We start from the raw sequence: 14,615 nt of genomic DNA, 5'->3' as shown, positions 1-14,615 counted from the left end.
AAGCCCGAGTGGAACCTGGTGTCAATGGGTGTAGCTCAGCCGAGTACACTTCCGCACATATGAGCAATCGGGGGCATGGAGTGCAGACCGGTACCCAGGGGCCCGAGGCCGCACCCCTGGGGCCCGCGGAGATGCTGCGGCTGGCCGCCGTCGCGCGGCGCTTCTACCTGGACGGGCGTTCCAAGGTCGAGATCGCCGAGGAGTTCGGGATCAGCCGGTTCAAGATCGCACGCGACCTCGATACCGCCCGGGAACGCGGCATCGTGCACATCGACATCCGGCTGCCGGCCCGCCTCGACGGGCAGCTGTCGGAAGAGCTGAGAACCGCCTACGGCCTGCGCCGCGCCGTCGTCGTGGACACCCCCGCGGGTGCGGACGGCGTCTCCGACCCCGAGGAGACCCGGCGGGCGCTCGGCTCGGCCGCGGCCCGCCTGCTGGCCGAGATCGTGCGGTCGGGGGAAGTGCTCGGTCTGGCCTGGAGCCGGGCGTTGCAAGTCATGGGTTCGGACCTGGTCGACCTGCCCGAGTGCACGGTCGTGCAGCTCAACGGGGTGCTCTCCGAACACGCCGGAGCAGGCGGGTCCGTGGAGACCGTGCGCCGGGCCGCGGCGCTGAGCGGTGGGCCCGCCTACCCGATCTATGCACCGTTGATCCTGCCGGACGCGGCCACTGCCGCCACCCTGCGTTCCGACCCCGGGATCGCGAGCGCCTTCGCGCACTACGACCGGCTCACGACCGCGGTGGTGGCCATCGGCGGCTGGGACGAACGGAACTCCACCGTGTACCAGGCGCTGGACCCCGAGGCGCGGGAACGGTACACGGGGCTGGGCGTGCGCGCGGAGATGTCGGCGCAGCTGTTCGACGGCGCCGGCAACCAGATCCACAGCGACCTGGCCGAGCGCATCATCAGTGTGCGCGCCGAGCAGCTGCGGCGGGTGCCCGAGGTCGTGGCGGTGGCCGGGGCCGGGGACCGGGCCAAGGCGCGGGCGGTGAGTGCGGCGCTGCGCAGCGGGCTGGTCTCCACACTGGTGACCGATAGCGAAGCCGCACGGGTACTGCTGGCCGAGGAGGACACGGGGGACGCGGACACGGGGGACGCGGACACGGGCCGTGCGGAGGCCGGGTCCGAGGACAGCTGAACCCGGAGGTTGACCTCAACCAAACTTGAGGGCGAACACTGGTGGACATGACCACCGCAGCCGCATTCAGCCGTTACGCCGATCTGCCCTCGCTCGTCGGCCTCATGGAGGGCGACGAGAAACACTTCGAGGCCGCCCACTCCACGCTCGACGTCATCTGGACGCTCTACGACCGCATCCTGCGGGTGAGCCCCGAGACCGCGGACGCACCCGACCGCGACCGGTTCCTGCTCTCCAAGGGACACGGACCGGCCGCCTACTACGCCGTGCTCGCCGCCAAGGGGTTCCTCGACGTGTCCACCCTGCGCGGATGGGGGGCCTACGACTCACCACTCGGGTTCCACCCCGACCGCACCCTCGCCCTCGGCGTCGAGATCAGCAGCGGATCGCTCGGGCACGGGCTGCCCCTCGCCCTCGGCAGTGCCCTCGGACTGCGTGCCCAGGGGATCCGGCGCGACGACGGGACCCGGCCCCGCGTCGTCGTGCTCGTCGGCGACGGTGAGCTCCAGGAAGGAAGCAACCACGAGGCCATCGCCGCCGCAGCGCGTCTGGGGGCCGACAACCTCACCGCCGTCGTCGTCGACAACCGTTCGGCCACACCGCCCTGGCCCGGGGGTGTGGGAACCCGCTTCGAGGTCGAGGGCTGGGAGGTGCGCAGCGCACGCGGGCGCCACCACGACGCCGTCCACCGCGCCCTCACCGAACCGCACCCCGGGCGGCCGCTCGCCGTCGTCGTCACCACTCCGTCGCAGAGCTGAGGGAAGAACCTTGAACACACCCGTGCAGACGCACGTGCCCGCGCAGTCCATGGACATCCACACGGCGTCCGGGGCCTCGATGCGTGACGCCTTCGCCGCTACTGCGCGCGAGGCGATCGACGAGGACCCCCGGGCCGCGCTCGTGCTCGCCGTCATCTCCGGGGACAAGTTCCGCGAGTCCGCCGCACGGCATCCCCAGCGGGTCATCGACGTGGGGATCCGGGAGCAGGCACTGGTCGGGGTCGCAGGCGGACTCGCGCTCACCGGGATGCGGCCGATCGTGCACAGCTACGCGCCCTTCCTGGTGGAGCGGCCCTTCGAGCAGCTCAAGATCTCCCTGTCCCATCAGGGTGTGGGCGCGGTCCTCGTCGGTATCGGGGGTTCCTACGACGCCTCCTTCGCCGGACGCACCCACCAGTCGCCCGGCGACGTGGCACTCGTGGACAGCCTGCCGGGGTGGGCCGTGCACGTGCCCGGCCACCCCGACGAGGTGCGGGGTCTGCTCCGGCAGGAGATCGCCGGCGAGCGCCCCGTCTACCTCCGGCTGTCGTCGGAGACCAATCGGGCGCCGGTGCCGGTGTCCGAGCGGCTGACCGTCGTGCGCCAGGGGTCCGGGCGTTCCGCCGGGGTGGTCGTCGCCGTGGGGCCGATGCTGGACCGGACGTTGGAAGCCACCGCCGGCCTCGACGTGACCGTCGCCTACGCCTCGACCGTGCGGCCCTTCGACCGCCAGGGCCTCAACCGCATCACGGCCGCCGCGGGCAGCGCAGACGTGCTGCTCGTGGAGCCCTACCTGGAAGGCACCTCGGCCCACGAGGTCTCCGCAGCGCTCTCCGACCGGCGTCACCGGCAGCGCGGTCTCGGCGTCACCCGGGACACGGAGCTGCGGGCCTACGGCGACCCGCACGAGCACGACCGCGCTCATGGCCTCGATGCCGAGGGCATCGCCGGGGCCGCGCGGGACTTCTTCCTCTTGTGAGGCGCGAGCGGGGTGCTCAGCAGGGGCGGGCACCCCGCTCACGGGCCGGCCGGTGCGGCGTGTCCCTTAAAGCCCCGGATTCCGTGCGCATTATGCGCGCGGGGATGAGCGCACCGTACTCGGCCGTGCGGGGACGGCGCCGAGTGAGAACCTCTGGTCGGGTCCTGGCGTCCGGGAGCCACGGGGCGGTTCCGTCCCACGGCCGCCGGGGGGAGTCCCGGCCTCGGCGTCGGATCCCCGTTCACCTGCGCTGATCCAGAGGGCGTACATGGGCCGGGGCCGTTCGGCCGCGCGCCCCGGCGAACGCACGTATCCGCATGTGTGCGCCCGTGCCGCCCCTTCCCTCTCGTGGGCACACGCGCGGGAACCCACGTGGGTTTTCATGGTATGCACCTTGCGGGTATTACGTCGCACGCGAGATGAATCTCCGATTTAGCTAGGTTGTTGCGAGCGGATTCGGTCGTATGTGTCCTCCTGTTTCGTCGATGGAAAGCAGAGAAACCTTCATGTTCAGGGATTCTCTGTGTGTACAGTTTCAAGGCCGATCCAGGAACTCGGCTTTCTTCGCACGGAGGACATATGGGGAACCTGCTCTTCTACGTCACCCCTCTGACGGTGGGGCTCGTGCTCGTGGCGCTCCTGGTCGGCGCCTTCTGCCTCGCACGGAGCGAACTGCGCTCGTCCACCGGCCTGCCCCGGGGGCTCCTCGCCGCGTGCACCCTCGTCTTCTTCCTGTTCATCGCCGCTCCTTTGGGGGAATGGGACCAGATGGGCTCGCACACGCGCGATCTCGACTGGGACCCGGTGGGCGACATCAGTGAGGCCTTCGCCGACACCGGAGCGAACGGAGACTTCTCCACGGAAACCACCGACGGCCGCCTCGACCAGCACACCCCCGAGACATCCTCCGCGGACGGTCGGGCGGAATTCCCCGGCCCCCACGGAACGGCCTTCTTCCTGCACGGTGACACAGGAAACATCGAGGTCGTCGGCCCGGAGCGCGACAAGGCGCCCGAACATCTCCTCGGTCTGCTCCTGTTCGTCCCCGTCGGAATTCTCGCCTTCCACTCCTTCACCCGGTGCTGGGCACGCCTGTCCTTCGGACCCGCGCTGTCGGTGGGCGTCGAGAGCGTCCAGTGGGCCATGGCCGCGGGCAGTACGGCCGACACCGCCCACGTGATGCTCAACACCGCGGGTTCCGTGGCCGGCACGGTCATCGCCGTGGTCTGCCTGAGGGCGGCCCGCAGGGTCCACACGGGGGGACCCGACCGGTCACCGTCACCGATGCACCCGGTGGCGGACTGACCCCGGGGGCCTCCGTGGGCGCGGGCACTGCGGAGAGGGGACCACAATGGGGAGTGATGAATCTGGTCAATCTTCAGGACGTGTCCCTGGCCTACGGGCCGCTCGTGCTCCTCGACGAGGTCTCGCTCGGCATCGAGGCAGGTGAACGCATCGGCGTGGTCGGCCGCAACGGCGGCGGCAAGTCCACGCTCCTGTCGGTGCTCTCCGGCCTGACCGGACCCGACTCCGGCCGGGTGGTGCACAACCGCGGCCTGCGGGTCGGGTTCCTCCACCAGCGCGACGAGTTCCCCGACACCACGGTGGGCCGGTTCGTCCTGGGCGAGATGGCCGAGCACGAGTGGGCCGGCAGCGCCCGGATCCGCGACATCCTGCGCGGACTGCTCAGCGGCTGGGACCTGGACCTGCCCCTCTCGGAGCTCTCCGGCGGCGAGCGGCGGCGTACCGGACTGGCCCGCCTCCTGGTCGACGACCACGACCTCATCGCACTCGACGAGCCCACCAACCACCTCGACATCGAGGGCATCGCCTGGCTCGCCCAGCACCTCAACGGCCGTTCCGAGGCGCTCGTGGTCGTCACCCACGACCGCTGGTTCCTGGACGCGGTCACCACCCGCACGTGGGAGGTCGGCCGCGGCACCGTCGAGCGCTACGAGGGCGGTTACGCCGCCTACGTGCTCGCCAAGGCCGAACGCGAACGCCAGGCCGCCGCCGCGGAGGACCGCCGCCAGAACCTCATGCGCAAGGAACTCGCGTGGTTGCGCCGGGGTGCGCCTGCGCGCACGTCCAAGCCCAAGTTCCGGGTCGAGGCCGCCAACCAGCTCATCGCGGACGAGCCGCCGCCGCGCGACAGCGTGGAGTTGGTGCGCTTCGCCAGCTCCCGCCTGGGCAAGTCCGTCATCGACCTCGAGAACGTCTCCTACTCCGTTCCCGACCGCACCCTGCTGGACCACCTGACCTGGCAGCTGGGGCCGGGCGACCGGGTCGGCCTGGTGGGGGTCAACGGTTCCGGCAAGTCCACGCTGCTGAAGCTCCTCGCCCGGGAACGCGAGCCCGACACCGGAACGGTGCGGGTGGGTCGCACGGTCAAGCTCGCCCACCTGTCGCAGAACGTCGCCGAGCTCGACCCCGCCCAGCGTCCGCTGCAGGCCGTCAAGGACGTGCGTGAACACGTCACCATCGGCAAGCGCGACTACTCCGCCGGGCAGATGCTGGAGCGTTTCGGGTTCCGCGGCGACCGCCAGTGGACCCCGATCGGTGACCTGTCCGGCGGTGAGCGGCGCCGGCTGCAGCTCCTGCGCCTGCTCATGGACGAGCCGAACGTGCTGCTGCTGGACGAGCCCACCAACGACCTGGACATCGAGACCCTCACCGAGCTGGAGGACCTCCTCGACGGCTGGCCGGGCTCGCTCGTGCTGGTCACCCACGACCGGTACTTCCTGGAGCGCATCACCGACCGGGTCATGGCGCTCATGGGCGACGGGAGCCTGGCGTTCCTGCCCGGGGGAGTGGAGGAGTACCTGCGGCGCCGCGAGGAGACCAGCGGCCCGGCCGAGGTCCCCGGCACGGCCGAGCAGGCCCCCAAGGAGCAGCCGAAGGTCTCGGCCGCCGACCGCCGTGCGGCCCGGAAGGAGATGCAGCGGGCCGAGCGGCGCATGGACCGCATCACCAAGCGCGAGAACGAGCTCCACGAGCTCATGGCCGCTGCCGCCGACGACTACGCCGAACTCGCCGAGCTGGACGCCGAGGTCAGGGCCCTCACGGCCGAGCGCGAGGAGCTCGAGGAGGTCTGGCTGGAGCAGGCCGAGACCGCGGGCGACTGACGGGCGGGGCCCGCCCCGGTCTCACTTGCGCACGGTGCGCGCCCGCAGGTGCACCCGTTCGCCCTGGGGCCCGAACAGGGTCAGGTACTCGGTGACCGCCGGGCCGGGGTTGCGGACCGCGTGCGGAACACGGGTGTCGAACTCCGCGGCCTCACCCGACTTCAACAGGGTCTCCTGATCACCCAGGCTCAACAGCAGCTGCCCGGAGAGCACGTACAACCAGTCGTAGCCCTCGTGTGTCTGCAGGTCGGCCGGGGGGAGCGGGCCCTCCGGCGCAGGCACGACGAACTTGTACGCGCGCAGACTCCCCAGATCGTTGGTGAGCGGCACGATCGTCTGCCCGCCCCGCGTCACCGGCTTCGGGTGGATACGCGGGTCGCCGGTGCGGGGCGCGTCCACGAGTTCGTCGAGCGGCACGTCGTAGACCCGCGCCAGCGGCAGCAGGAGTTCCAGGGTGGGGCGCCGTCCACCGGACTCCAACCGGGACAGTGTGCTGGTCGAGATGCCCGTCCTGGCGGAGACGTGGGTCAGTGTGAGTTCGCGGTCCTTGCGCAGGTCGCGCAGTCGCGGACCGACCACGTCGAGGACACGGGAGAGGTCGTCGTCGTTCATACCCGATATTGCCGCATTGGCAAGAAAGATTGTCAACCTGGGGATCGTTCGCCGATCCTGCTCGGCATGGGAGGACACGACATGCAGACACAGAGCAGGACCGAACTCTTCGACACGGTGATCGTGGGCGGCGGCCCCGCCGGTCTCAGCGCCGCCGTCACGCTCGGCCGGGCCCGCCGGTCGGTGCTGGTGGTCGACGACGGCACCCCGCGCAACGCCCCGGCCGAGCACGCCCACGCCTACCTGACACGCGAGGGCGCCGCACCCGGCGAGATCCTCGACCTGGGGCGTGCCGAGGCCGAGGGGTACGGCGTCCGTTTCCGACACGGGACGGCCGTCCGTGCCGAGCACGAGGGCGAGGCCCTCACGGTGGTGCTCGGCGACGGCAGCGCGGTGCGCGGCCGCCGCCTGCTGGTCACCACCGGACTCGTCGACGGGCTTCCCGACATCGACGGTCTGGCCGAGCACTGGGGGAGCGGTGTACTGCACTGCCCCTACTGCCACGGGTGGGAGGTCCGGGACCAGCGGATCGGTGTGGTCGCGAGCAACCCGATGGCCGTGCACTCGGCCCTGATGTGGAGCCAGTGGAGCGACGACGTCACGCTCTTCCTGCACACCGCGCCCGACCCCACCGACGAGCAGTACGAGCGCCTGGCCGCACGCGGCGTCACGGTCGTCGAGGGACGTGTGCGTTCGGTGGAGTCCGCCGACGGTCGGATCCGCGGCCTGCGCCTCGCGGAGGGGTACCAGTTCCCGGTGGAGGCCGTCGTCGTCGGGACCGCGATGAACGCCCGTTCCGCGGTCCTGGAGTCCTTGGGGGTGGCGACCGAACCGCTGGAGGCGGCGGGGGAGGTCTTCGGCAGCAAGGTCCCCGTCGATGCGATGAGCGCCACCTCGGTACCCGGCGTGTACGCGGCCGGCAACGTCGCCGACCCCTCGGGACAGATCGTGGCCGCTGCCGCGGCCGGAACGAGGGCCGGAGCCGGCATCAACGCCGATCTCGTCGAGGCCGAGACCGCAGCTGCGGTCTCGGCCCGAGCCGCCGTCTGAGACCCGGGGCCCGGTGGTCGTCCACCGGGCCCGCACTGGTCAGCGCAGCTGGTCCTCGAAGGCCCCGGCGATCTCCTGGGCTCCGGCCTTGTTCGTGTGGATGTCCGGGCCGACCGCTGTGTCGCACATCCAGGTCCAGTCGCAGATCGCCTGCACGTTCGCGGGCATGCCCGTCTCGCTGTTCTCGGGCACGTCGAAGTCGGAGGAGTCGAACAGGTCGGCCACGTCGGCGACGTCGATGCCGTCCGCCGCGTAGGTCTCACGCATCGACTCGTTCATCTCCTCCAGGACCCCGGTGGCGTACTCGACCACGTCCTCGTCGCCGGGAAGTTCGCCCTCGACCTCCCCGTCGCCCTCGGGGGGCTCCTCGTCCGTGGCCTTGCCCTCGGGGCTCTCCTCGTCCCCGGAGCCTTCCTCGTCCTCGGCCTCTTCCTCGTCCTCCAACAGCAGGGCGGCGAGGAAGGGGTTGTAGTAGGTCATAGCGACGATCCGGGTGTCCTCGCCGGCGGCCGCGCTCAGCCGCTCGGTGATCTCGGGCAGCTCCGTCCCGATGCGTTCCAGGCCGTCCTCGACGCAGTCGACGTCGACGGTGGGCCCGTCGCCCTCCTCGATGTCGAGATCGTCCACGCAGCCGGTGAAGTTGTTACCGCCGATGGTGAGGGTGACCAGTTCGACCCGGTCCCCGTGTTCGTCGAGGAAGTCCTCGGCGGCCTCCATCTGGGACGCGCCCCCGTACTCGTCCTCGCACTGGCCGTTGCCGCCCCGGAGGAAGGAGGTGGTGTCCTCGCCGCCGCAGCCCATGCGCTCGTGCTGGAGGGTGGAGTCGGTGTCGTAGAGGTTCCTGTACAGCACGTCGGTGTAGCCGTCCCGGGTCTCCTGCAGGGTCCCGTTGTCGTCGGGTTGCACACCGACCGTGAGGGAGTCCCCCAACGACAGGTAGTAGCCGGGCTCGTTGCCGGACGCTCCGTCGCCGCCGCTCCCGTCGTCACCGCCACAGGCCGTGGCGACCAGGATCGTGGCGGTCGCGGCGGTCAGCGCCGCCCATCGCGTTCTCACTGTGGGACTCCAACCGGTGTGCTCGGGGGAAGGGGCCGCGCCCGGGGCGGACACACCGGCGTTGAGAGCGCTGTGTACCGCCGAGTGAGGACTAGCTTCGCGGACCCTCGGGACCTTTGTCGAGAGGTGCGAGAAGGCTTCTCAGTAACGATGCGAGCTGTTCGCGGTCCTCGGCCTGCATGGGGGCGAGGAGACCCTCCTCGTAGCTCAGGAGGGAGGCGAGGGCGTCGTCGATGTGCTCGGCACCCTTGTCGGTGAGCCGCACGAGCACCCCGCGTTTGTCGGCCGGGTCCGGGCGGCGGCGTACGAGACCGGCCGCGGCCAGGCGGTCCACCCGGTTGGTCATGGTCCCGGAGGTGACGAGGGTGGCGCGCAGGAGACGGCCGGGACTGAGCTCGTAGGGAGGCCCGGAACGGCGCAGTTCCGCGAGCACGTCGAACTCCCAGGGTTCGATGGCGTGCTCGGTGAAGACCGTCCTGCGGGCACGGTCCAGGTGCCGGGACAGACGCGAGACACGGCTGAAGACTTCCAGCGGCCGTACATCGACGTCCGGACGCTGGCTCCGCCACGCCTCGATCAACCCATCCACCTCATCGCGCATGGGCCCAGTATATCTCTTGACATCAAGATAGTGGGACGGGTATGCGAAGTGCGCACCCGTCCCACGAAGCTTCGTACCCGGAAGATCAGCGTCCCGAACGGCGCCCCTTCGGCTTCGCCGCCAGCTTCGGCTTGGCCTCCAGGCTGGACAGGCCGTTCCAGGCCAGGTTCACCAGGTGAGCGGCGACCACCTCACGGCGGGGCCTGCGCACCTCGAGCCACCACTGGCCGGTCAGGGCCCACATGCCCACCAGCGCCTGTGCGTACATGGGTGCCAGGGAGGGGTCGTAACCGTGCTCCTCGAACTCGGCCACCATGATGTGCTCGACCTGGCTGGCGATGTCGTTGATGAGGCCGGCGAAACTGCCGGTGCCCGAGGCGACGTGGGAGTCGCGGGTCAGGACCCGGAACCCCGTCGTGTTCTCCTCGACGTAGCGCAGCAGCGCCAGCGCGGCCTTCTCGATCTTGCTGCGGGCCTGGTCGGCGGTCAGGGCCTCGCCCATCATGTCCAGCAGCAGGCGCATCTCACGGTCGACGACGACCGCGTAGATGCCTTCCTTCCCGCCGAAGTGCTCGTAGACCACGGGTTTGGAGACACCGGCCCGTGCTGCGATCTCTTCCACGGAAGTCGCGTCGTACCCGCGCTCGGCGAACAGCTCGCGGCCGATCTCGACGAGCTGCTGCCGACGCTCCTTGCCCGTCATGCGCTTGCGGCGCACGTGGACCTTCTGATCGCTGTCGGCTACTCCCATGATGGCTACCTGTCTTGTCCGAGAGCGCTCCGGTCTTCAGACCGGAGGTGAATCGGCTCTGCTCTGCGCGGTGGGTTCTTGGTTGCGTACTTTCTGTATTTCCGGTGGGTGAGAAGCAAACCCGTCGGCAGGTCGCCGCCGGGCGGGCGGAGATCCTGAACGCCTGCGGAGGCAGGGTAAGACCACATCTTCCGGATGGGGCGCCGGCCGATGGAACAGGAACCGGCGGACGCCGTGAGGCGCTCCGCGCCTACAGTCGCGAGGCTGTGGGAATCCTCCGGGGAGGACGTCAACGATCCTAGACCTTCACGCGCTTGGCGGCGAGTCGGTCGTTGTTGGGCCAACGGACCTTGGTCGCCCAACCGAGCTTCTCGAAGACCCAGATGGTGCGGGCGGAGATGTCGATCTGGCCCTTGAGCGCACCGTGCCGGGCGCAGGTGGGGTCGGCGTGGTGCAGGTTGTGCCAGGACTCACCGAAGGAGGGAACTGCCAGCCACCACACGTTGCGGGAGCGGTCGCGGACCTCGAAGTTCTCCTCACCGATGGTGTGGCAGATGGAGTTGACCGACCACGTCACGTGGTGCAGCAGGGCCACCCGCACCAGGCTCGCCCAGAAGAACGCGGTCAGGGCGCCCCACCAGGACATGGTGACCAGGCCGCCGATGAGGGCGGGGGCGAACAGGGAGAAGAGCACGATCGGCAGGAACAGCTTGTCGATGAGGGCGATGTCGCGGTCCTTGAGCAGGTCCGGTGCGAACCTGCGCGGCGAGGTCTTCTTCTCGTCCAGGTACATCCACGCCATGTGCGCGTAGTAGAGGCCCTTGGCGACCGACTTCCAGTCCTCGCCGAAGCGCCACGGCGAGTGCGGGTCGCCCTCGGCGTCGGCGTACTTGTGGTGGCGGCGGTGGTCGGCCACCCACTTGACGACGCTCCCCTCGATGGCCATGGAGCCGGCGATCGCCAGCGCGATCTTGAGCGGCCGTTTGGCGCGGTAGGAGCCGTGCGTGAACAGGCGGTGGAAACCGACCGTGATGCCCAGACCGCTGATCACGTAGAAGACCGCGGCGATCGCGATGTCGAGCAGGGAGAGCCCCCAGCCCCAGAAGAAGGGGACGGCGGCGAGCAGGGCGAGGAGCGGGACGAACACGAACGCGAAGACCGTGTAGCGCTCGGCCTTGCCACGGGGTTCGGGCTCGTACTCCGGGATCGGTTCGCGTTTCTTCCGGGGCTCGGTGACGGGTGCGTCTGGAGCAGCGGTCATGGCACTCATACCTCGGGTCTGCGGGGCCGGATGGCGTTCTATCGCTGGTCAGGGCATGTGTGGGCCGGACTGGCAGACCCCTCGCGGTGGCCTGACCTATACTTACGTAACCGTAACCTACGTAGGCGTAGGTTTGGCAAGTCCCCGTGGAAACGCGCTATGTTTGGTCCGGAGCGGACGGGCGCGACGACTTCTCGCCCGCCATCCCGGATGATGTAATGGCAGCATGTGGGGTTTTGGTCCCTATCGTCCAGGTTCGAGTCCTGGTCCGGGAGCTGGGAAAGGCCGCCGACCCGCGAGCACGGGTGTACGCGGCCCATCTCACACACACGCGCTGAACGCCTCCTGACGGGCGAGGGCCGGATCGAACCCCCGCCACCGGGCGTGACGCCCACTGAGGCGGAGGTGAGGCGCATGTATCCTTCCCATGTTGGCCGCAGGTCTCGACGGCCGCCCGTGCGGCACCCGCGGGTCGCGCGCCGCCGGAGGGTGAGCCGACACTTCAACCGCCAGCTATCACGAGGGGTCTCCTTCTGTGAGCGTGAACCGACCGGCCGCAGTCATCGTCCTCGCAGCGGGCGAGGGCACCCGGATGAAGTCGAAACTTCCCAAGGTCCTCCACGAGATCGGTGGCCGCAGCATGCTCGGCCACGTCGTCGCGGCGGCCCGGGAGGTCGAGCCGAGACACTCGGTCGTCGTGGTCGGTCACGCCCGCGAGCAGGTCCGCGCCCATCTGGCCGAGGTCGCTCCCGGGGTCGACACCGCCGTCCAGGAGGAGCAGAACGGCACGGGCCACGCGGTACGCATGGCGGTCGAGCACCTCGCCGACGCCGGCGCCGACCTCTCCGGAACCGTCGTCCTGACCTGTGGGGACACCCCGCTCCTGCGCGGTGACACGCTCGGTGAGCTGGTCGCCTCCCACGAGAACGAGGGCAACGCCGTGACCGTGCTGTCGGCCCGTGTGCCCGACGCACACGGCTACGGCCGTATCGTGCGCGAGGCCGACGGCTCCGTGGCCGGCATCGTCGAACACTCCGACGCCTCCGAGACGGAGCGCGCGATCGACGAGATCAACTCCGGCATGTACGCCTTCGACGGTTCCCTGCTGGCCAAGGTCGTGCAGCGCCTGTCCACCGACAACGCCAAGGGCGAGGAGTACATCACCGACGCCCTGTCGATCCTGCGGGGCGACGGCCACCGGGTCGGCGCCTGGGCCGCCGGCGACCGGCACGAGGTCCAGGGCGTCAACGACCGGGTCCAGCTCGCCGAGGCCCGCCGTCTGCTCAACAACCGTGTCGTCGAGCAGCACATGCGCTCCGGTGTCACCGTGGTGGACCCCGCCACCACATGGGTGGACGTGCAGGTGCGCATCGGCGCCGACACCGTGATCGAGCCGGGTTGCCGGCTCATGGGCACGACCGCCATCGGTGAGGACGCCCTCGTCGGGCCCCGGGCCGTGCTCACCGACACCACGGTCGGAGACGGGGCCGAGGTCCGGGAGACCACCGCAGAGCGGGCCGAGATCGGCCCCGGCGCCGACGTGGGCCCCTACACCTACCTGCGGCCGGGCACCAGCCTGGCCGAGCGGACCAAGGCCGGCGCCTTCGTCGAGGTCAAGAACTCGACCGTGGGCACCGGCTCCAAGGTTCCGCACCTGACCTACGTGGGCGACGCCGACATCGGTGTGAGCAGCAACATCGGCTGCTCCTCGGTGTTCGTCAACTACGACGGGGTCAACAAGTCCCGGAGCACCATCGGCGACCACGTGCGCATCGGCAGCGACAACACCATCGTCGCTCCGGTGCAGGTGGGCGACGGAGCCTACTCCGGTGCGGGGAGCGTCGTGCGTGAGGACGTCCCGCCCGGGGCACTCGCGGTCTCCGAGGGGCATCGCCAGCGCACCATCGACGGATGGACCCAGCGCAAGCGGCCCGGGACGGCAGCCGCGGAGGCGGCCGACAATGCGGAGCGGCGCAGAGCCGACGACAATCAGCAGTGAGTGTGGGGGAAAACACGTGACCGGGATGAAGGCCACCGGCCAGAAACAACTGATGCTCTTCTCGGGGCGTATGCACCCGGCCCTGGCCGAGGAAGTGGCGAAGGAGCTGGGGATCGAGGTGGTCCCCACCCGGTTCGACACCTTCGCCAACAGCGAGATCTTCGTCCGCTACCTGGAGTCGGTGCGCGGCAGTGATGCGTTCGTCCTCCAGACCCACGCGGACCCGGTCAACGAGTCGATCATGGAGCACCTGATCATGGTGGACGCGCTCAAACGGGCCTCCGCCAAGCGCATCACCGTGGTCTCCCCGTTCCTGGGATACGCGCGCCAGGACAAGAAGCACCGCGGCCGCGAGCCCATCTCGGCCCGCCTGATGACCGACCTGTTCCGGACCGCGGGCGCGGACCGGATGATGGCGGTGGACCTGCACACCGACCAGATCCAGGGCTTCTTCGACGGCCCGGTCGACCACCTGTTCGCCCTGCCGATCCTGGCCGACTACGTGGCCGACGAGCTGAACCTGTCCGACATCACCGTGGTCTCCCCGGACGCCGGCCGTGTGCGCACCGCCGACCGCTGGGCCGACCGCCTGGGCTCGCCCTTGGCGATCATCCACAAGCGCCGCGACCCGGACGTGGCCAATCAGGTCAAGGTGCACGAGGTCGTCGGTGAGGTCGAGGGCCGCACCTGTGTCCTGGTGGACGACATGATCGACACCGGTGGCACCCTGGTCAAGGCCGCCGAGGCCCTCATCGAACAGGGGGCCGCCAAGGTCGTGGCCGCCGCCACCCACGGCGTGCTCTCCGGGCCGGCCGTCGAGCGCCTGCAGAACTCGCCGATCTCCGAGGTGATCGTCACCAATTCCCTCCCGATCTCGGAGGAGCGCTCCTTCGAGAAGCTCACCCAGCTGTCGATCGCCCCGCTGGTGGCCCGTGCCGTCCGTGAGGTCTTCACCGACGGCTCCGTCACGAGTCTGTTCGAGTAACCTTTCGGGGGAATATCGAGACCCCCCTGCGAGGGAGCGCCTACACACGGTCGCCGGCGGGCGTCCCCCCTTCAGGAGCCCGCCGGTGGGTGTGTACGGAGTCGTCGCTGAAGCCAGTAGACTTGGCTGAGTGTCCCCGTGTCCAGCGGAGCCCTCCGGGCTGCGCGATCGAGCGGGCAGGGGTGCGCGACGAGCGTTCCCGGGCCGGACGGGTCCGGTGACAGCTCGCCGGGCACGTCTGGAACCAGGGTGGTCGTGTCCCCCGACGGGGTGACCCCGCCGTATCCCCGCCTCGGCGG

General features: G+C 70.0%; 13 protein-coding genes. 8 read left to right on the top strand and 5 right to left on the bottom strand.

Annotation, left to right across the window (positions count from 1 at the left end; translation table 11 throughout):
• Window positions 1-131: 131 nt before the first annotated feature.
• From D456_RS0100875 to D456_RS0100855, 5 genes are all read left to right on the top strand, one after another.
• Window positions 132-1,139 carry a sugar-binding transcriptional regulator gene (locus D456_RS0100875; RefSeq protein ID WP_051049378.1) on the top strand — a complete coding sequence of 336 codons (1,008 nt, stop codon included), beginning with the start codon at window positions 132-134 and terminating at the stop codon, window positions 1,137-1,139.
• A gap of 47 nt (window positions 1,140-1,186) precedes the next feature.
• The gene (locus D456_RS0100870) at window positions 1,187-1,897 is read left to right on the top strand and encodes a thiamine pyrophosphate-dependent enzyme (protein ID WP_026115457.1); all 711 of its coding nucleotides are present in this window, start codon (window positions 1,187-1,189) and stop codon (window positions 1,895-1,897) included.
• Between the two features lie 79 nt (window positions 1,898-1,976).
• A complete protein-coding gene (locus D456_RS0100865; RefSeq protein ID WP_026115456.1) occupies window positions 1,977-2,876 on the top strand; it encodes a transketolase family protein in 900 nt (299 codons plus the stop codon).
• A 579-nt stretch (window positions 2,877-3,455) separates the two neighbouring features.
• Entirely contained in the window at window positions 3,456-4,181 is a 726-nt protein-coding gene (locus tag D456_RS0100860; RefSeq protein WP_017574255.1) for a VanZ family protein, read from the top strand.
• 56 nt (window positions 4,182-4,237) lie between these two features.
• Entirely contained in the window at window positions 4,238-6,001 is a 1,764-nt protein-coding gene (locus D456_RS0100855) for an ABC-F family ATP-binding cassette domain-containing protein (protein ID WP_017574254.1), read from the top strand.
• A 21-nt stretch (window positions 6,002-6,022) separates the two neighbouring features.
• Here D456_RS0100855 and D456_RS0100850 read toward each other — a convergent pair whose 3' ends face one another.
• On the bottom strand, window positions 6,023-6,613 hold the full coding sequence (locus tag D456_RS0100850; protein ID WP_017574253.1) for a helix-turn-helix domain-containing protein: 591 nt from the start codon (window positions 6,611-6,613) through the stop codon (window positions 6,023-6,025).
• 81 nt (window positions 6,614-6,694) lie between these two features.
• Here D456_RS0100850 and D456_RS0100845 point away from each other — a divergent pair, with 81 nt between their 5' ends.
• On the top strand, window positions 6,695-7,663 hold the full coding sequence (locus tag D456_RS0100845) for an NAD(P)/FAD-dependent oxidoreductase (RefSeq protein ID WP_017574252.1): 969 nt from the start codon (window positions 6,695-6,697) through the stop codon (window positions 7,661-7,663).
• Between the two features lie 39 nt (window positions 7,664-7,702).
• Here D456_RS0100845 and D456_RS0100840 read toward each other — a convergent pair whose 3' ends face one another.
• From D456_RS0100840 to D456_RS0100825, 4 genes are all read right to left on the bottom strand, one after another.
• Entirely contained in the window at window positions 7,703-8,719 is a 1,017-nt protein-coding gene (locus D456_RS0100840; protein ID WP_017574251.1) for a GDSL-type esterase/lipase family protein, read from the bottom strand.
• Between the two features lie 91 nt (window positions 8,720-8,810).
• Window positions 8,811-9,320: a MarR family winged helix-turn-helix transcriptional regulator gene (locus D456_RS0100835; RefSeq protein ID WP_017574250.1), complete on the bottom strand. Its 510-nt coding sequence runs from the start codon at window positions 9,318-9,320 to the stop codon at window positions 8,811-8,813.
• A gap of 85 nt (window positions 9,321-9,405) precedes the next feature.
• Entirely contained in the window at window positions 9,406-10,071 is a 666-nt protein-coding gene (locus D456_RS0100830; protein WP_017574249.1) for a TetR family transcriptional regulator, read from the bottom strand.
• Window positions 10,072-10,369: 298 nt separating this feature from the next.
• Window positions 10,370-11,332: an acyl-CoA desaturase gene (locus D456_RS0100825; RefSeq protein WP_017574248.1), complete on the bottom strand. Its 963-nt coding sequence runs from the start codon at window positions 11,330-11,332 to the stop codon at window positions 10,370-10,372.
• A 535-nt stretch (window positions 11,333-11,867) separates the two neighbouring features.
• Between D456_RS0100825 and glmU the strand changes: the two genes are divergently transcribed.
• Together glmU and D456_RS0100815 are read left to right on the top strand one after the other, a co-directional pair.
• Complete coding sequence (gene glmU / locus D456_RS0100820) at window positions 11,868-13,331, top strand: bifunctional UDP-N-acetylglucosamine diphosphorylase/glucosamine-1-phosphate N-acetyltransferase GlmU (RefSeq protein WP_017574247.1); 1,464 nt, start codon at window positions 11,868-11,870, stop codon at window positions 13,329-13,331.
• 16 nt (window positions 13,332-13,347) lie between these two features.
• Window positions 13,348-14,316 carry a ribose-phosphate diphosphokinase gene (locus tag D456_RS0100815; protein ID WP_017574246.1) on the top strand — a complete coding sequence of 323 codons (969 nt, stop codon included), beginning with the start codon at window positions 13,348-13,350 and terminating at the stop codon, window positions 14,314-14,316.
• The last annotated feature ends 299 nt before the right edge of the window (window positions 14,317-14,615 follow it).

The sequence above is a fragment of the Nocardiopsis kunsanensis DSM 44524 genome (assembly GCF_000340965.1).
GTDB lineage: Bacteria > Actinomycetota > Actinomycetes > Streptosporangiales > Streptosporangiaceae > Nocardiopsis > Nocardiopsis kunsanensis.
Note: the sequence above shows the minus strand (reverse complement) of the source record. Positions and strands in the feature narration are given on the sequence as shown.